This is a genomic window from Curtobacterium sp. SP.BCo (assembly GCF_051903265.1).
In the GTDB taxonomy this organism is placed as follows: Bacteria; Actinomycetota; Actinomycetes; order Actinomycetales; family Microbacteriaceae; genus Curtobacterium.
In genome coordinates this window covers 1043517-1061820 of sequence record NZ_CP194337.1, presented here as the reverse complement: position 1 = coordinate 1061820, position 18304 = coordinate 1043517, and the positions used below count along the sequence as shown (strand labels likewise).

The following is an 18304-nucleotide window of genomic DNA, read 5'->3' as shown; positions in this document are numbered from 1 at the left end:
TCCTTTCGTACGGACGGTCCGGCGTCAGTGCGCCGACAGGAACTGGTCGAACACCGCGACCGTGCCGAGCGGGTTCTCGACCTGGGGGCCGTGGTAGCTCTCCGGGATGACCGCGTAGTCGGCGCCGAGCCGCTCGGCCATGTCGTGCTGCCACGGGATGGGCCACGCGCCGTCCCAGACGCCGTGCGCCACGAGGGTCGGGAGACCGGTGTCGCGGAGTGCTCCGGTGGTGTCGGACGGGTCCTCGAGGATTCCGGCGCCGGCGAGCACGCTGAGCACGCTCGTGTGGTCGAAGCGCTCGCGGACCATCCGGACGTCGTCGGGGAGTTCCTCGTCGGGCCGGCCCGCCCAGAGCGGGTTCGTCGCGTCGAAGAGCGCGCGGTTGCTGCACGACTCCGAGACGATCGCGCGTTCGGCGGCCTTGCGGTTCGCCCAGCCGTGCGGTCCGGAGCAGAACATCGTGACGTCGCGGAACGACGACGGTGAGGCGATCGCGGCAGCGCGGACGATCACGCCGCCGAGCGAGTGCCCGATGAGGTGCACGGGGGCGCCGTCGTCGAGCAGGGCGGCGACGCGGACGACGTCGGCGGCCTCCTGCTCGAGCGAGTACGCCGCACGGTCGTCCGGCGCCGCCGAGTCGGCCTGCCCGCGGCGGCTGATCGCGACCGCGGTCCAGCCGGCGTCGCGGAGGACCGGCAGGAACGTGCGCCAGTCCTCCTTGGAGCCGGTGTAGCCGGGGACGATGAGCACGGTGCCCTTGGCGGGACCGGACGGGACGACCCGGTACGCGGTGAGTCGACCCACGGGCAGGTCGATGCCCACCACGTCGACGTCGTCGGGTGTCGGGAGGTGCCCGAACGGCGCGACCTCCGGGAACGCGTGCAGGTTCACAGTCGTCCCTCCGCGAGGGCACGGCGCGGGTTCGGCACGGCGTCGAGCAGGTCGATCGTGTAGCTGTCCTGCGGGTGCTGCAGCACCTCGGCCGTCCGCCCGCGTTCCACCACGGCGCCGTCGTGCAGCACCATGATGTCGTCCGTGATGAGTCGCGCGCTGAGCAGGTCGTGCGTGATGTAGAGGAGCGAGACTCCCCACTGCTCGCGCAGGTCCTCGAGGAGCGCGAGCACCCCGGCACGGAGCGTCACGTCGAGCATCGACACCGGCTCGTCGGCGATGATCACCTGCGGGTCGGACGCCAGCGCCCGGGCGATGACGACGCGCTGCCGCTGCCCGCCGGACAGCTGGTGCGGGAGCTTCTGCGCGAACTGCTCCACGGGGGTGAGCCCCACGGTGTCGAGCAGTTCGAGCACCCGACGCCGGGCGTCGCGACCCCGCAGCCCCGTGTAGTTCACGACCGGACGGGTGAGCGTGTACTCCACGGTGTGCAGCGGGTTGAGGGCCGCGTACGGGTCCTGGAACACCATCTGCACCTCGGAACGGAGGTCCCGGAGCCCCCGGCGCCCGAGCCGCGCGACGTCGAGGTCGCCGAACCGAACGGTGCCGCTCGTGGGGTTCTCGACGCCGGTGAGCATCTTCGCGATCGTCGACTTGCCCGATCCGGACTGCCCGACGAGCGCGAGGGACTGCCCCGGCTCGAGGGTGAACGACACGTCGCGAACCGCCTGCACGGGCTGTTCGCCGCGGCGTGGCGCCGGGTACGTCTTCACGAGGTGGTCGACCACGATCGGGTTCTTCGCCGCACTGCGCTCGCGGGAGCCGACGGTGCTGAACGACGACGTGGTCTCCTGCCGGGTGGCCGACCGCTGGGACCGGTCGGGGAACCCGGGCAGGGACACGACCTCGGCCCGCGGGTCCGCGTAGTGCGACAGCAGCATCTTCGTGTATTCGTCCTGCGGGTCGCGCAGGATCTCCTTCGACCCGCCGTCCTCGACGATGCGTCCCTCGTGCATGACGAGCACGCGCTCGGTGGCCTCGAGGACGATGCCGAGGTCGTGGCTGATCAGCACGGCCGTGAAGCCCTCGGACTGCTGCAGCTCGATGATCGTGTCCATCACCGCGTGCTGCACGAGCACGTCGAGCGCCGTGGTCGGCTCGTCGAACACCATGAGGCGCGGCTCGAGCGAGAGCGCCAGGGCGATCGAGACGCGCTGTCGCATGCCGCCGGAGAGCTCCCCCGGGTAGCGGGCGAGCATCGCGGTGGGGAGCTTCACCTTCTCGATGAGCTCCTTCATGCGCGCGTCCCACCGGTCGCGCGACACGTGGCCGTGCGCCTTGAACACGTCGATGAAGTGGTTCCGGATGGTCCGCACCGGGTTGAGCGCGTTCATGCCGGATTGCAGGACCATGGCGAACCCGCCCTGGCGCTGCTGGCGGAGCGCCTCGTCGTCGAGGTCACGGATGTCGTGCCCGCCGAAGACGATGCTGCCGCCGTTGGTGCGCGCCGGCGGCTTCTGCAGCCGGGTCAGCGCGTAGCCGAGGGTCGACTTGCCCGAGCCGGACTCGCCGACCAGGCCGACGAACTCGCCCTTCCGCAGCTGGAAGGAGACGTGGTCGACGGCCTGCACGGCCGTCTGCCCGGCCGATTCGTACACGACCGACAGGTCGCGCACGTCGAGCAGGACGTCACCGTCTGCAGCCGGGAGGCGCGTGGCGGCGCCGTCCCGCGCCTCCAGGCCGTCAGCTGCCTGCGATCGCGAGCCGCTCATGCGGTCTTCTCCTTCGTGCGGCGCGCGCCCTCGCGCAGCCGCGGGTTGGACACGGCGTCGACGCCGAAGTTGATCAGGGTGAGGCTCATCGCCAGCAGGGCGATGCAGAGGCCGGGGGCGAACAGCAGGATCCACTGACCGGTGAGCAACGCGTTGGAGTTCTGCGCCCAGTAGAGGATCGTGCCCCAGCTGACGATCGACGAGTCGCCGAGCCCGAGGAACTCGAGGCCCGCCTCGGCGAGGATCGCGCTCGTGGCCGCGCCGAAGAACGAGCCGACGATCAGGCTCGTCATGTTCGGCAGGATCTCGCGGAACACGATGCGCGTCGCACCCTCGCCGGAGAACTGCGCCGCGGTCACGAAGTCGCGACCACGGAGCGACTGCGTCTGACTGCGCAGGACGCGAGCGCCCCAGGCCCAGCCGGTGACCACGATCACCGCGATGATCACCGCGATGCCGCCGTTCTGCAGGTACGCCGCGATGACGATCATCAGCGGCAGCCCGGGGATGACGAGGAAGAGGTTCACGATGAACCCGATGACCTCGGCGATCCAGCCGCGCACGTAGCCCCAGCTGAGGCCGATCGCGACGGCGACGAGCGTGGACAGCAGGCCCGCTACGGCGCCGACGAGCACGGAGATCCGGGCGCCGTAGATGAGCTGGGACAGGACGTCCTCGCCCGCGGCGGTCGTGCCCATCCAGTGCGCTGCACTCGCGTCCGCACTCCGCGGGAAGCCGTTCTGGCTGCCGCCGTACGGGGCGAGGAGCGGTGCGGCGATGGCCACGACGACGAACACGCCGAGGATGATGATGCCGATCCGGGCCTTGGTGTTGCTCCAGACGACGCCGAACTGCCGTGCTGCCGATCGGAGCTTGCTCGGGGCCTGGGGTTCGTTCTTGTCTTGGGTCCGTACTGCGACGGTCGCGTTGTTCGTCATCGGCGCGTCCTCGGGTCCAGGACGCCGTAGAGGACGTCCACGATGAAGTTGGCGATGAGCACCGACACGGTGATCATCAGGAAGAGTGCCTGCATGAGCGGGTAGTCCTGGCCGATGACGGCGTTGAACAGCAGGTAGCCGATGCCGGGGTAGCCGAACACCTGCTCGACGAGGACCGAGCCGCCCACGACACCACCGAGTGCCAGACCGAAGCCGGTCAGGTTCGGCAGGATCGCGTTGCGGGCCGCGTACCGGATGGCGACCGTGCGGCCGCGGAGGCCGTTCGCCTCGGCGAAGGTCACGTAGTCGTCACCGAGGGTGTTGATCATCGCGTTGCGCATGCCGATGATCCAGCCGCCGAGACTCGTCACGAGGATCGTGACCGCCGGCAGGACCGCGTGCTGCAGGGCATCGCCGATGAACGCCCCGCTCAGGCCCGGGGTGGTCGTCGCCGAGTAGGCGCCCGTCGTCGGGAACCAGTGCGCCACGTACCCGAGGAAGAACAGCAGCAGGAGCGCCGTCCAGAAGTACGGGAACGTCGACATGAAGCTCCCCGACAGCGTCGGCAGCGAGTCGAGCCAGGTGCCGCGCTTCCACGCCGCACCGACGCCGATCAGGGTGCCGAGGACGAACGCGAGGATCGTCACGACGCCGACGAGGATCAGCGTGTACGGCAGGGCCCGCGCGACGAGGTCGCCGACCGGCTGCGGGTAGAACGTGTAGCTCGTGCCGAAGTCGAGCGTCACGACCCGGTGCAGGTAGCTGACGTACTGGTCCCAGAGATTGCCGGTCGGGACGCCGAGCTGCGCCTCGATGGCCTTCTTGGTGGCGTCGGTGACCGGGCCGTTCTGGCTGAGCTTCGCCAGGGCGGCGTCGGTCGGGCTGCCCGGCATGAGACGCGGGAGCACGAAGTTCAGCGTGACCGCGGCCCAGAGGGTCAGGACGAAGAGGACGAGTTTCTGGAGGATGTACTTCACTGGTTGTCCTCTGCGTCCTTCAGGATCTTCTGCCCGGCGGCGCTGTCACGCAGTCGCAGCTTGGAGAAGATGAGCAGCGGGGCCGAGTCGTAGTTCTGCGGGGCCATGTACGGGTCCTTCGCGCTCGGCCAGCCGACGAACTTGCCGGTGTTGAAGAGCCCCCAGAGTCCGCCGTAGTACATCCCGATGACGGGCAGGTCGTTGTAGACGATCTCCTGCAGCTGGTCGAGGATCTCCTGCTGCTTCGCGGTGTCCGTCGTCGCCTTGTACTCGTCGAGGAGCTTCTGGGTGTCGGCGTTCTTGTAGCGCTCGTAGTTGTTGACCGTCGACTTGCCGACCGGCTGGTAGAAGTCGCTGCTCAGCAGGGAGTTGAACGCCTGGTAGACGTCCCCGTTGCCCATGCCGCCCATCGCCATGTCGAACGTGCCGTTGTTGATGTTCTGCTGGTAACCGGCGGGCTGCGGGGCCTGGATCGTCACCTTGACGCCGATGGCGGTGAGGTTGCGGCGGACCTCCTGCGCGGCACGGAGCCAGTCGGAGTAGCCGTTCGCGGTCATGATCGTGATCTCGAGCTGCTTGCCGTCCTTGACGATCTTGCCGTCCTGCACGGTGTAGCCGGACTTCTCGAAGCTGGCGATCGCGGCCTTCGTGTCCTGCGTGATCACGCCCTTGTCGGGGATCGCGTCGTTCACGTACTGCTCCTGGTTCGGCAGGATCAGCCCGGTCTGCGCCGCGGCCTTGAGGTTGCCCTCGGTCGCGGTCTCCGCGATGCCGTCACGGTCGATCGCCAGGGAGATGCCCCGGCGGACGTTGACGTCGTTGTACGGCGCCTTCGTCAGGTTCGGGATGAGGCCGATCACCCCGCCCGGCGGGAACCAGTACGTGTTCGTCTTCGAGGCCGCACCCCACGTGCCCTTGACGTCGGAGATGAACGAGTAGGCCCAGTCGTAGCCGCGCGTGACGGTGTCGAGCTGGGTGTTCGTCGCGGGCAGGATGAGGTGCTTGATGACGATGTTCTCCGCCTGCCAGTACCGCGGGTTCTTGTCCATCGAGTACTGCTGGTCGGTGTAGTTCCCGAGCACGAACGGCCCGGTGCCGACCGGGTTCGGGTCGCGGTAGGTCGTCGGGTCCTTGACCTTGCCCCAGTGCTGCTCGCCGAGGATGTACGTCTGCCCGATGATCGTCAGGCTCGGGACGTCCTCGCTCTTGAGGTGGAAGACGACGTGGTCGCCCTTCCGCTCGATCGTGTCGATGTGCTGCCAGGCGCCCTTGACGTCCATCGCCGGGAACTTCTTCAGCAGGTCGAACGTGAAGACGACGTCGCCCGCGGTGAACGGGTCGCCGTTCGACCACTCGACGCCGCTGCGGATCGTCATGTCGATCGTCTTCGCGTCCGGCTGGGTCCAGGAGCTCGCGAGCCAGGGGTTCCGCTTGCCGTCGAGCGGGTTCACCTCGATGAGCGGCTCGTACATCCACTTGCTCGCGGTGCGGGCGTTCGCGATGTACGGGTTGAAGTTGCGGTCGAACAGCGGGTTGCCGTGGTCCGCGTTGATGAGCATCGTGTCCTTGCCGATGCTGGGGTCCGGTTGGGATCGGACCTGGATGCTGCAGCCGGTGGCCGCGAGGGCCACGACCGCGATGCCGGCGATGGCCGCGATGAGGCGGCCGCGCCGGCCCCGGCGGGTGCCCGGGGTGCGCTCTGGGACGCGCTGTGGGGGAAGCGTCATTGCTCGGTCGACCTCCGTGTCGAGTCGGTACGGAGACAATGTATGCGCTTACATGGCGTTCCGCAACCGGGTGGTTTGTGAACCGGGGCGGCACGGGTCGGGGGTCGGGGGTCGGGGGTCGCACGGTGCGAGGCCGCGAACGCAGTGTGCGAGGTTCCGCCCGGCGTGCGAGCGCACGAGGCCCGCACACTGCACGGGACCTCGCACACGGGGGACGGTCGCCGTCGAACCTCGCACCGTGCAGAGCGGCGGTGGGCGAGCTCGCACGGTGCGAGGCCGCGAGCGCAGCGTGCAAGGTTCCACCCGGCGTGCGAGCGCACGAGGCCCGCACACTGCGCGGGACCTCGCACACTGGCGCGACGGACGCCGCCGGACCCCGCACGGTCCGAGGTCGCGCGCCTACAACGCCGGCGGGCAACTCTCCCGAAGCAGCACCTCGACCGGCAGCCGCATCGCCCGCGGTGGCCCGTCGCGCCGCTCCAATCGGTCGACGATCGCCCGGACCGCCGCCCGCCCGAGCTCCCCCATCGGCTGGTGCACCGTGGTCAGCCGCGGCGCCGAGAACCGCCCCGCGTCGATGCCGTCGAACCCCGTGACGACCAGCTCCTCCGGGACCCGCACACCCCGGGCGGCCGCGGCGTCGAGCACCCCGAGGGCGGACTGGTCGTTCGAGCAGACGATCGCCCGCGGGACGGCGTCCCCGTCGAGCAGCTGGGCCGCGAGCTCCCGCGCCCGCACCCGCCCGAAGTCGCCGTGCACGACCCGGACGGACGACGCCGGCAGCCCGTGGTCGTCGAGCGCCTGGCGGAACCCGGCCGAACGTTCCATGTCGTCCGGCGAGTCGATCGGTCCGGCCAGGTACGCGAGCGAGCGGACACCGAGCCGCCCGATGACGTGCGACGCCAGGGTGCGCATGCCGGCGGCGTTGTCGACGCTCACCGAGTCGAACCCGTGCGACCGGCGGTCGTCGGCGAGCACCACGACCGGGATGCGCCGGGCGACGTGCTCCAGCAGGTCGTCGGGGACGGTCTGCGCGAGGACCGCGAGTCCGTCGACCCGGCCGGCGACGTCGTTCACGATGACGTCGCGGGAGGATCCGCGCCCCGCCGCGACCATGAGCGCGAGGCCCCGCTGCCACGCCTCGGTCTCGGCGCCGCGGAGGACCTCGTCGAAGTACAGGTTGGACGAGAAGGGCTGCGTGACGTGCCGCCGGTCGTCGACGACACGGACGCCACCGTCGGTCACGAGGTCGGGTCGCTCGTCCGGCACGACGTCGAACCCGGGCAGCAGCAGTCCGACAACGCCGGTCCGCTTGCCGGCGAGGGCCCTGGCGTTGCCCGACGGCACGTAGCCGAGGGTGCGGATCGCCGCCTGGACCTTGTCGCGGGTGCCCTCGCGGACCGCGTCGGGCGTGCGCAGCACGCGCGACACCGTGGCGATCGAGACCCCCGCGGCACTCGCCACGTCGTAGACCGTGGGAGGTGCGGTGCGCTGCTCGGCCAAGCCGTGCCTCCCGTCCACGTCCGCTGCTCGCGTGCCGCGAGCCGCGCGGCCGCACCATCCTAGGCATGGTGCCTGCCGGGACTTTTCCACATGTGCCGGAAATCCCTTGCGTGATGCGGACAGCGACCGCACACTGGTGCGACCTCAGTACGTCCCGTGAGGAAGCGCACCGGCGGGCCGTGTGCCCGCACCGATCACGATGCCCACACGCAGGGGAAGGACCGCACCATGTCGCAGTCGACTCGTTCCGGGAGCAAGCTCGCGCAGAAGCTCTCCACCGACGAACAAGAGGTCAAGAGCGCGCTGCTCGACCACTCCGAGGGCGGGACCGCCTGGATCTTCGACGAGCTCGACTCCGCGGAGGACCGCGCGACACCGTAGGCCTCACGTCCAGCTCAGCAACACCCGGCCTGGAGGCACGGTGCGGGCCCGTCCCGCGCCATGCCTCGCGGAGACCGGTCACGTCCAGGGCCGGCGGTCGCGTCCGCGCGGGCCGCAGCGCTCTGCGCGGGCCCCGGGGCTCTGCGCTGGCCGCGCGTCAGCGCTCGGTGCTGCCCACGATCGCCATGCCGGCCCCGCGGAGGCGTCGCCGTTCCTGGGCGATCCACGCGAGCAGCCGGTCGTTGGTCCCCGCCACGTGCGCAGCGAGCAGTTCCGCGGCGCGGTCACCGTCGCCGGAGCGGACGGCGTCGATGATCGCGCTGTGCTCCTCCCACGCCGCGTCGCGGGCCTCCGGCGTGCGGACCTCGATCCACCGTGTCCGTTCGAGGCGGGTGAGTGCGTCGGCGATCGCGTCGGTGATGAACCGGTTGCCGCCGAGTGCGGCGAGGTCGAGATGGAACGTCGATCCCATCCGGATGCCCGACTGCTGGTCGGGGGTGGGTCGGAGGGAGTCGAGGTGCGCGCGGACCTCGGCGAGCTGCTCCGCAGAGGCACGCTCGACGGCGAGCCGGGCGGCCGCGGGCTCGAGGACGCCGCGGAGTTCGGCGAGGGAGGCGATCTCGTCGAGGTCGATCGGGGTGACCGTCCACGAGCGGCCCTCGTGCAGGATGAGCCCCTCGCGCTCGAGCCGTGAGAGTGCCGCTCGGACCGGGGTGCGGGAGGCGTGGAACCGTGCCTCGAGGCCCCGCTCGGAGATGCGCTCCCCTGGCGCGATCTCGAGGGTCAGGATCGCGGCGCGCAGGTTGTCGTAGAGCTGACTGGTCTGCGACACGGGCGCTGCATCGGTCGTCTCGGTCACGGCGATCCAGCCTAGTAGTGGAGCGACGCAGATGGTATACCGTTTTGGTATACCATTTGATTCGAATATGAAACGATCGTGACGACCTCCGTGCCCACCGCCACCACCCGCGCCTGGACGATGCTCGCCCTCGGCGTCGCCGCCCAGGCAGCCGGCACCCTCGTGGTGTCCGCCCCCGCGCTGCTCATCCCGTACCTGCACGCCCGGGGCACGTCACTCACCCTCGCCGGCCTGCTCGCCGCGGCTCCGACGTTCGGCATGGTCCTCACCCTCATCGCCTGGGGCGCGATCACCGACCGGTTCGGCGAGCGCCTCGTCATCGCCGGTGGCCTCGTGCTCACCACCCTCGCCGTCGTCGGGGCGTGGGCGGCCGCGGGCGACCCGGTGCTGCTCGGCCTGGCGTTCCTCGCCGGGGGCATGACGAGTGCGTCGACGAACGCGGCGAGCGGTCGCGTCGTGGTCGGCTGGTTCCCGAAGGAGCGGCGGGGCCTGGCGATGGGCATCCGGCAGATGTCGCAACCGCTCGGCGTCACACTCGCGGCCGTCACGGTGCCGCAGCTCGCCGAGACGGACGGCATCCGCGCCGCCCTCGTCCTGCCGATCGTCCTGTGCGCCGTGCTCGCGGTGCTGTGCGCGGTCGGCATCGCGAACCCGCCCCGGCCGGCCCGGGCGGACGCCCCCGTCGAGCACGTCACCAACCCGTACCGGACGAACGGCTTCCTGTGGCGGATCCACGCGGTGTCGATCCTGCTCGTGGTGCCGCAGTTCACGCTGTCGACGTACGGGCTGGTGTGGCTCGTGGGTCTCGGTTGGTCCACGCCCGCGGCCGGACTGCTCGTCGGGGCGTCCCAGTTCGTCGGCGCGATCGGACGGATCCTGGTCGGTGCGTGGAGTGACCGGGCCGGGTCCCGGGTCGAACCGCTGCGGATCGTCGCGGTGAGCGCCGCCGTGGTGATGGGGTTGCTGGCGCTCGTGGATGCGACGCACCTCGCGGCTGCGGCGGTGTTCCTGGTCGTCGCCACGAGTGTGACCGTCGCGGACAACGGGCTGGCGTACACCTCGGTGGCCGAGGCCGCCGGGCCGTTCTGGTCGGGCCGGGCGCTCGGCGCGCAGAACACCGGCCAGTTCATCGCGGCGAGCGCCGTCGGGCCCGGGGTCGGCGCGCTCGTCGGGGCACTCGGGTTCGCGGCGTCGTTCTCCATCGTGGGGGTCCTACCGCTCCTCGCGCTCCCGCTGGTCCCCCGCCGCGATCGAACGCTCCAGGACTGAGGCAACGGGCGAACTCCGTGAGCAGAAACGGTCGGGTGCCGTCACGGCACCCGACCGTTTCTGCTCACGAAGCGAGCCTCAGGGCACGCAGAGCACCCAGCGCGCTCAGGCGGGCACGGTCGGGCCGACGGGCCAACGCAGGAGCGCCGCGGCCGCCGCGCCACCGGGCAACGACGCGGCGTTGACGAGCACGAGCTCGGCATCCGTCAGCACCGCGGCACGCACGAGTGCGCACACCGCGGGCACTGCGCCGACCACGGGTGTCCCGGCTGCCTGCTCCGGTGCCGTCGCCACCCACGGGGCCCCGGCGAGCGCGAGGAGCGTGCGGTCCCCGACGGCGACGGCGTCGAGTGCGACGACCGCCCCCTGCGCCTGCTGCAGCGCGGTGACGACCGACCCGAGTCCGGTCACCGCGAGGTTGTCACCGCGTCCGACGTGGGTGCGGAGCAGGTCCTCGAGGTCGTGACGGCGCGTGGCGACGACGCGGGCGAGCGCGGTCTCGACGTGCTCGACGAACGCCTGCTTCGACCCGGCGTCGGCGCGGGGGTCGCCCGGGAACACCGAGGTGATCGCACGGGCCTCCGAGGACAGCGCCTTGACGAGCAGTTCGCGCGCGGTGACGTCACCGGCGACCACGACGAGTCCGGGGCGGAGTGTCCGGACGGCCTCGTCCACGGCGGCAGCGGTCTCCGAGGAGTTCTGCTTCCAGATCTCCTCGGTGTGCTGCTGCCAGTGCGGCTGCTTCCACCCGGTGCCGGCCTTCGCGTAGTGCAGGGTGTCGTTCCGGCCGGCGACCTGCTGCTCGTCGTGCGAGACGGGCGCGTGGCCGAGCCGGTAGGCACGGAATGCTCCGCCCTCCTTGCCGGCGTGCACGACCAGGAACGGCAGGTCGACGGGGCGGTGAGCGACGAGCGGCACCAGGTCGGGGACCGCCCCGACGCCGACGGCCTCGGCTCCGTGCAGGTGCCCGGGCAGGACCTCGCTCAGCACGACGGCGCCGTCGTGCACGAGCACGTAGCGCGTGACGGGCGACGGCACACCCGGTTCCTGCTCGAACTCGCCGGCGATGACGTCCACGACGTCGTCGGTGGCGCCCTGTGCGCGGAGGGCCTCTTCGATGCCGCGGAGCTTGAGCGCCGCCTGCCGTCGGGGGTCCTCCACGTTGCCGGAGACGTCGGCGTAGGCCCACGCCCACGTGCCACCGCCCTCCAGCCGCTGTCCCAGGATCCCGTGCAGTTCACTCGTCGCGTTGGTCGACGTCATGGCAGCTCCTCTCGGACGGTCGCCGGAGCTGTCACGCACCCCGACGTTTCGTGTGGGCCCACACTCCACCCCTGCGGCCCTCGCCGCACACGGCGCGGAGCGAACACCCAGAGTCTGCGCGAAAGTACAGCGTTGCTCGGTTTTGTGGTTGGCTGGTCGCACCCCGATCGACGACGAACCGGAGTCCAGGCAATGCGGCCACAACCGAACCGAAGCGCGATATCGCGACGACAGCTGCTGGGCTTCGGCCTGGGCACCGCTGCCGCCGGACTCCTGGCAGGGTGCGCCGTGCCGGGGTCCACGAACGTCAACAAGGCGGCCCTCATCCCCGCCGCGGCGAGCGGCCAGAAGGTCGAACTCACCTACTGGGCGTGGCTGAAGGACCTGCAGAAGGTGTGCGACGTGTGGAACGCGTCGCACCCGGACATCCAGGTCAACGCCAACTGGATCCCCGGCGGCAACAGCGGCGGCTACCAGAAGATGTACTCCGCGCTCGCGGCCGGCGGCGGCCCCGACATCGGCCAGGTCGAGCTCCGACAGGTCCCCGAGTTCATGCTCGCGAACGGCCTCGTCGACCTCGCCCGGTACGGCGCGAAGGACCACGAGTCGAAGTACGACGACGCCGCCTGGGCCCAGGTCTCGTTCGTCGACGGCGTCTACGGCATCCCGCAGGACACGGGCCCGATGGGCTTCTACTACCAGACGGCGATCCTCGAGCAGGCCGGCGGTGAGCCCCCGACGACGTGGGACGAGTGGCGTGAGCTCGCCGAGAAGGTCCGGAAGACCGGTGCGCAGAACTACCTCGAGGTGTTCCCGGTCTCCGACGCCTCGCCCTTCGCCGCGTACGCACAGCAGGCCGGCGCGCGCTGGTTCAAGGTCGACGGCGACGAGTGGGTCGTCGACATGACCGACGACAAGACCCTCATGGTGGCGGAGTTCTTCGACGGCGTCATCGACGACAAGCTCGTCGACACCAGCGCCGGCGCGTACTCCCCCGGCTGGTACGCCTCGGCGGCGAGCGGCAAGATCGCGGCCGTCACGAGCGCGAGCTGGGGTGACGCGCTCATCGAGTCCGTGCAGGGTGGCAAGGGCAAGTGGAAGGTCTCCCCGATGCAGAAGTGGGGCGACACGGGCTTCGGCTCGAGCGCGATCGGCGGGTCCACGGCGGCGGTCCTGGCGAACTCGAAGCACCCGAAGGAGGCGCTCGAGTTCATCACGTGGATGACCACCTCGAAGGAGGGCATCGACGCCATGATCAAGTACTGCGGCATCGGCTGGTCCCCCGCGAAGGACTACATCGGGGCGCAGCGCGAGAAGCCGAGCGAGTGGTTCTCCGGCGAGAACTACAACGTGGACGTCTTCGTCCCCGCGGCCAAGGAGCAGAACGTCGACTGGTCGTGGTCGCCGGTCACGCAGTCGGCCTTCACGAGCCTGCAGAACCAGTTCCGCCGCAAGCTCACCAGCGGCCTGAAGCTCACCGACGCGGTGGAGCTCGCCCAGAAGGAGATCGTCCAGTCCTTCAAGGACAAGGGCCTCAGCGTGAGGACGGCACGATGACCACGACGCAGCCGAAGAACGGCTTCCGCACGAGCACGAAGGCCACGGTCGCCCAGAAGCGCGCCCCGTGGATCCTGCTCGCACCCTTCCTGGCCCTGTTCGTGCTGACGTTCATCATCCCGATCATCAGTGCGCTGTTCCAGTCGTTCACGACCGTCGACCGCGAGGGACTGTTCGGCGAGGACGGCGTCGTCGGCCGGTTCGCCGGGTTCGACAACTACGCGATCGCCCTGCAGGACGCCGGCTTCGTCGCCTCGATCGGCCGCATGCTGCTGTTCGGCATCGTGCAGGTCCCCGTGATGATCATCGCCTGCACGATCCTCGCGCTCCTGCTGGAGTCGGCGAGCGCCCGCTGGCCCGGGTTCTTCCGCGCGATCTACTTCATGCCGTACGGCGTCCCGGGCGTCATCGCCACGATCCTCTGGTCGTTCCTGTACGTGCCCGGCCTGTCGCCGATCGTGTCGCTGCTGCAGTCGATCGGGTTGCAGCCGGACTTCCTCGGCGCGAACAGCGTGCTCTGGTCGATCGCGAACATCGTCACGTGGACCTACACCGGCTACAACATGCTCATCATCGTGGCCCAGCTGAAGTCCATCCCCGGCGAGGTCTACGAGGCCGCCAAGGTGGACGGCGCGAACGCGTTCCAGGTCGCGTGGCGGATCCAGATCCCGCTCATCGCCCCGGCGCTCGTGCTCACGACGGTCTTCTCGATCATCGGCACGCTGCAGCTCTTCGCCGAGCCGCAGATCCTCTCCACGGTCGCCCCGGCGATCGACACCGAGTACACGCCGAACTACGCCGCGTACACGAACGCGTTCGCGTTCAACGAGTACGGCGTCGCGAGTGCGCAGGCGGTCATCATCGCACTTGCCGCGTTCATCCTGTCGTTCGCGTTCCTCGCGCTGACGAACCGTCCGCCGAAGGACGAACGGGACCGGAAGAAGCGCGCCAAGCGCGACGGACTGGAGGCGCAGCGCGCCCTCCGCACGCGCGTCACCACCGCTGACGGGTCGCGTCCGGCGACCGGCGTCGCGGACCGCAGCACGACCACCGGGGCCGCACCGCGCCTCTCCCCACCACCACGGCCGGAACACCGCTCCGCAAGCTCCGCGGTGCTCCGGAACCGGCTGGCGGGGGCCCCGGCAGAGGGGGACAACCGATGACCAGCGAAGCCGTCCAGGCACCCGCCACCGCGAAGTCGGCCGTCCCCGTCGACACCACGTCGATCTCGGCGCACCAGCGCCGCAAGCTCGACCGGTCCGGCAAGTCCCAGATCGTGGTGACGGGCATCCTCGTCATCGTCGCGATCTACTTCCTCGTCCCGCTGTACTGGGTGATCATCGCCGCCACGAAGACCACCGGTGCCCTGTTCGCCACGAACGGGTTCTGGTTCGGCGGCGACTTCGCCCTGTTCAGCAACCTGCAGCAGGTGTTCACGTACGACGGCGGGATCTTCGTCCGGTGGATCGCGAACAGCATCCTGTACTCGGGCGTCGGCGCCGTCCTCGCGACGTACTTCGCCGCGGCCGGCGGGTACGCGCTCGCGAAGTACGAGTTCCGCGGACGGCAGGTCGTGTTCGGCACGATCCTCGGCGGCGTGCTGGTGCCGGGGACCGCGACGGCGCTGCCGCTGTTCCTGCTGTTCTCGACGCTCGGCCTGACCGACACCTACTGGAGCGTGCTCATCCCGAGCCTCGTCTCGCCGTTCGGCCTGTTCCTCTGCCGGGTGTACGCCGCGGCGTCGGTGGACACGGCGCTCCTCGAACAGGCCCGCATCGACGGCGCCGGCGAACTCCGGATCTTCCACACGATCGTGCTGCGGCAGATGACCCCGGCACTCGTCACGGTGTTCCTGTTCCAGGTCGTCGGCATCTGGAACAACTTCTTCCTGCCGCTCATCATGCTGGCAGACCAGAAGCTGTACCCGATCACACTGGGACTCAACAACTGGCGATCCCAGGTCGACCGGCTGCCGGAGTTCTACCAGCTCACCACCGGCGGCGTGCTCGTCTCGGTCATCCCGCTCGTCATCGCCATCATCGTCCTGCAGCGCTTCTGGCGCGGGGGCCTCACGGAAGGATCGGTCAAGGGTTGACCATCGCCGCACTCTCCTCCACCGCTCCCGGTTCGGACACCCGCCTCGCACCTCGGGCCTGGCTGCACACCGACGCTCCGACGCTGTCGCTCGACGGGGAGTGGGACTTCCGGTGGTCCCCGGTCGCGGACGTCCCGCTGCCGGGGCCGGAGGACGAGTGGGGCACCATCCCGGTGCCGGCGCACTGGGTCCTGCACGGGCACGGGGCACCGAGCTACACGAACCTGCAGTACCCGTTCCCGATCGACCCGCCGCACCCGCCGGAGGAGAACCCGACCGGTGACTACCGGCGCACGTTCGACGTCCCGAGCACCTTCGACGCGGCGGCCCGGGTCCTGCTCCGGTTCGACGGGGTGGAGTCGCACTTCCGGGTGTGGGTGAACGACTCCGAGGTCGGCTGGGCGACCGGGTCCCGACTCGCGACCGAGTTCGACGTCACGTCGCTCCTCCGGCCGGGAGCGAACGAGGTCCGGGTCCGGGTGCACCAGTGGTCGGCGGCCTCGTACCTGGAGGACCAGGACCAGTGGTGGCTGCCGGGCATATTCCGCGACGTCACCCTGCTCGCCCGGCCGACCGCGCCGATCGACGACGTCTTCGTGCGCGCCGGGTGGCAGCCGGCCCTCGGATCCGCGGCGACGGCCGGGACGGCGGCGTCCGGTCGTCCCTCGACCGGCACGGGCACGATCACGGTGCCGACGCTCGACGCCGTGTTCCCGGTGCGGTTCGAGGTCCCCGACCTCGGGGTGTCCGTGGTGTGGGACACGGCGGCCGACGTCACGCCGATCGAGGTCGAGGGGGTCGAGCCGTGGAGCGCCGAACTCCCGAAGCTGTACGACGCGACCCTGTCCACCGGGACGGCGGCGGGCGGACGCGACGGCGGCGAGACCGTGTCGCTGCGACTCGGGTTCCGGACCGTGCAGATCGTCGGCGACCGGTTCCTGGTGAACGGCGAGCGGGTGGTCTTCCACGGGGTGAACCGGCACGAGACCCACCCCGAGCGCGGTCGCGTGTTCGACGAGGCCCATGCCCGCGCGGACATGGCGCTGATGAAGCGGCACAACGTCAACGCGATCCGCACCTCGCACTACCCGCCCCACCCCCGCGTGCTCGACCTCGCGGACGAGCTCGGCTTCTGGGTGGTCCTGGAGTGCGACCTCGAGACGCACGGATTCCTCTTCACCGACTGGGTCGGCAACCCCTCCGACGACCCGGCGTGGCGGGGCGCCTACCTCGACCGCATCGCCCGGACCGTCGAGCGGGACAAGAACCACGCGTCGATCGTGATGTGGTCGCTCGGGAACGAGTCCGGCACGGGCAGGAACCTCGCGGCGATGGCGCAGTGGGTGCACGACCGCGACGCCGAACGGCCGGTGCACTACGAGGGCGACTACACGGGCGAGTACACCGACGTCTACTCGCGGATGTACCCGACGCTGCAGGAGACCGAGTCGATCGGCGGTGGCACGGCCACGCCCCTGCTCGGCTGCGGTCCCGCCGAGGCCGCACGGCAGCGGTCGAAGCCCTTCATCCACTGCGAGTACGTGCACGCGATGGGCAACGGCCCCGGACAGATCGCCGAGTACGAGGCGCTGGTGGACACCTACCCGCGGCTGCACGGCGGGTTCGTGTGGGAGTGGCGCGACCACGGGCTCCTCACCCACACCGCGTCCGGCCAGGCCTTCTACGGCTACGGCGGCGACTTCGGCGAGGTGGTCCACGACGGCAACTTCGTGATGGACGGCCTCGTGCTGCCCGACGACACCCCGACGCCGGGGCTCGCAGAGTTCGCGGCCGTGGTCGCCCCGATCCGGTTCGCCGTGTCCGACCGCACCGTGCTGGTCGAGAACCGCTTCCACTCCGCCTCGACGGCAGGGCTCCGGTTCCACTGGACGCTGTCCCGGAACGGAAACGTCGAACACGAGGGCCGCTTCGCCCCGGGTGTCGTCGCCGCCCGCGAGTCCGCCACCCTCCCGGTGCCGGACGAGGTGCTCGAGGCCGCCACCTCGGCGCTCGCACCCGGCGACGAGCTCTGGTTCGACGTCACCGCGGAGCTCGCCGGACCGACCGCATGGGCGGACACCGGCCACGTCGTCGCACGCACCCAGACGCTCGTCGCGTCCCGCGTGGCGGACGCACCCCGGGCCTCCCGTCAGCCCTGGGACGGCGACCGCCTCGGCGACGGGACGTTCTCGGCCCGCGGTGACCTGGTGTCCTGGAAGGGGCACGAGGTCGCCGGACCCCGGCTCGAACTCTGGCGCGCACCGACCGACAACGACGCGCTGGCGTCCCAGGGCGGGTACGAGACGGCCGACCCGGTGCTGACGCACGGCGTGGGCGACCCCTCCGCTCCCCCGTCGGCCGAACGGTGGCGTGCTCGTGGCCTGGACCGGCTCACGCACCGGCTCGTGTCCGTCTCGCGGACGGAGAGCGGCCTCGAACAGCGGGTCCGCGTCGCGGCGGCGAACAGCGGGTGGGGCGTCGACGTGACCCACCGCTGGACCCTGACCGACGACGGCTTGCTGCTGCAGACCGACGCGATCCCGTTCGGCGCCTGGGACGTCACGTGGCCGCGCATCGGGGTGCGGTTCGACCTACCACCGGAGCTGGCCGACGGGGACGCGACGTGGTTCGGTACCGGGCCGCTGGAGTCCTACGCGGACTCGTCGCACGCTGCGCGGGTCGGACGGTTCACGGCACCGGTCCGCTCCCTCGGTGTGGACTACTCGATGCCGCAGGAGACCGGCCACCGGCCGGCGCTCCGCACCCTGTCCGTCGGCGACCTCACCGTGACGACCGTCGGCGCGCACCGGGCAGGGTTCACGCTCTCGCCGTGGACCGCGCAGCAGATCGGCCGCGCGATGCACCCGTACGAGCTGCCCACGTCGGAGCACCTGTACCTGTACCTCGACGCGGCGCAGCACGGGCTGGGCTCACGCGCGTGCGGCCTCGACGTGCTGCCGGAGCACCAGCTCTGGCCGCAGGCGTTCTCGTGGAGCGTCGTGCTCGCGTAGCGGCCGGCGGCGCCGTTCGCACCCGCACAACGGAAATCGCCTCGAACCACGGAATTGCATG

The 18304-nt window shown here is 70.5% G+C and carries 13 protein-coding genes and 1 pseudogene; 6 read left to right on the top strand and 8 right to left on the bottom strand.

The genetic code is table 11. The features are described 5' to 3' along the window. Positions 1-24: 24 nt before the first annotated feature. From ACRQ4B_RS05145 to ACRQ4B_RS05120, 6 genes are all read right to left on the bottom strand, one after another. On the bottom strand, positions 25-891 hold the full coding sequence (locus ACRQ4B_RS05145) for an alpha/beta fold hydrolase (protein WP_439693615.1): 867 nt from the start codon (positions 889-891) through the stop codon (positions 25-27). Then, a complete protein-coding gene (locus ACRQ4B_RS05140) occupies positions 888-2663 on the bottom strand; it encodes an ABC transporter ATP-binding protein (RefSeq protein ID WP_439693614.1) in 1776 nt (591 codons plus the stop codon). The genes ACRQ4B_RS05145 and ACRQ4B_RS05140 overlap by 4 nt, the downstream gene beginning before the upstream one ends. Next, positions 2660-3601 carry an ABC transporter permease gene (locus ACRQ4B_RS05135; RefSeq protein ID WP_439693613.1) on the bottom strand — a complete coding sequence of 314 codons (942 nt, stop codon included), beginning with the start codon at positions 3599-3601 and terminating at the stop codon, positions 2660-2662. Before ACRQ4B_RS05135 ends, ACRQ4B_RS05140 begins: the two co-directional genes overlap by 4 nt. Further along, positions 3598-4578 (bottom strand): ABC transporter permease, encoded by a 981-nt coding sequence (locus tag ACRQ4B_RS05130; RefSeq protein ID WP_439693612.1) that lies wholly within the window; start codon positions 4576-4578, stop codon positions 3598-3600. The genes ACRQ4B_RS05135 and ACRQ4B_RS05130 overlap by 4 nt, the downstream gene beginning before the upstream one ends. Next, positions 4575-6305: an ABC transporter substrate-binding protein gene (locus ACRQ4B_RS05125; RefSeq protein WP_439693611.1), complete on the bottom strand. Its 1731-nt coding sequence runs from the start codon at positions 6303-6305 to the stop codon at positions 4575-4577. The genes ACRQ4B_RS05130 and ACRQ4B_RS05125 overlap by 4 nt, the downstream gene beginning before the upstream one ends. Positions 6306-6704: 399 nt before the next feature. Then, positions 6705-7808, bottom strand: a complete 1104-nt coding sequence (locus ACRQ4B_RS05120) for a LacI family DNA-binding transcriptional regulator (RefSeq protein WP_439693610.1) — start codon at positions 7806-7808, stop codon at positions 6705-6707. A gap of 228 nt (positions 7809-8036) precedes the next feature. Between ACRQ4B_RS05120 and ACRQ4B_RS05115 the strand changes: the two genes are divergently transcribed. After that, the gene (locus ACRQ4B_RS05115; RefSeq protein ID WP_439693609.1) at positions 8037-8189 is read left to right on the top strand and encodes a hypothetical protein; all 153 of its coding nucleotides are present in this window, start codon (positions 8037-8039) and stop codon (positions 8187-8189) included. Between the two features lie 157 nt (positions 8190-8346). Here ACRQ4B_RS05115 and ACRQ4B_RS05110 read toward each other — a convergent pair whose 3' ends face one another. Next, positions 8347-9048 (bottom strand): GntR family transcriptional regulator, encoded by a 702-nt coding sequence (locus ACRQ4B_RS05110; RefSeq protein ID WP_439693608.1) that lies wholly within the window; start codon positions 9046-9048, stop codon positions 8347-8349. Positions 9049-9168: 120 nt separating this feature from the next. Here ACRQ4B_RS05110 and ACRQ4B_RS05105 point away from each other — a divergent pair, with 120 nt between their 5' ends. Beyond that, on the top strand, positions 9169-10317 hold the full coding sequence (locus tag ACRQ4B_RS05105; RefSeq protein ID WP_439694354.1) for an MFS transporter: 1149 nt from the start codon (positions 9169-9171) through the stop codon (positions 10315-10317). A gap of 105 nt (positions 10318-10422) precedes the next feature. On the opposite strand, the gene ACRQ4B_RS05100 is transcribed toward ACRQ4B_RS05105, so the two are convergent. Further along, positions 10423-11580, bottom strand: a complete 1158-nt coding sequence (locus ACRQ4B_RS05100) for a baeRF2 domain-containing protein (RefSeq protein ID WP_439693607.1) — start codon at positions 11578-11580, stop codon at positions 10423-10425. A 192-nt stretch (positions 11581-11772) separates the two neighbouring features. Between ACRQ4B_RS05100 and ACRQ4B_RS05095 the strand changes: the two genes are divergently transcribed. The 4 genes and pseudogenes from ACRQ4B_RS05095 to ACRQ4B_RS05080 all read left to right on the top strand — a co-directional run bounded on the left by ACRQ4B_RS05095 (position 11773) and on the right by ACRQ4B_RS05080 (position 18243). Beyond that, positions 11773-13137 (top strand): ABC transporter substrate-binding protein, encoded by a 1365-nt coding sequence (locus ACRQ4B_RS05095; protein WP_439693606.1) that lies wholly within the window; start codon positions 11773-11775, stop codon positions 13135-13137. Beyond that, positions 13134-14051 (top strand): annotated as a pseudogene (locus ACRQ4B_RS05090) (carbohydrate ABC transporter permease); the annotation flags it as partial. The gene ACRQ4B_RS05095 and the pseudogene ACRQ4B_RS05090, both read left to right, overlap by 4 nt. Before the next feature lie 245 nt (positions 14052-14296). After that, positions 14297-15232, top strand: coding sequence for a carbohydrate ABC transporter permease (locus tag ACRQ4B_RS05085; RefSeq protein ID WP_439693605.1), 936 nt, complete (start codon positions 14297-14299; stop codon positions 15230-15232). Continuing rightward, the gene (locus tag ACRQ4B_RS05080; RefSeq protein WP_439693604.1) at positions 15229-18243 is read left to right on the top strand and encodes a glycoside hydrolase family 2 TIM barrel-domain containing protein; all 3015 of its coding nucleotides are present in this window, start codon (positions 15229-15231) and stop codon (positions 18241-18243) included. The genes ACRQ4B_RS05085 and ACRQ4B_RS05080 overlap by 4 nt, the downstream gene beginning before the upstream one ends. Positions 18244-18304 lie beyond the last annotated feature (61 nt).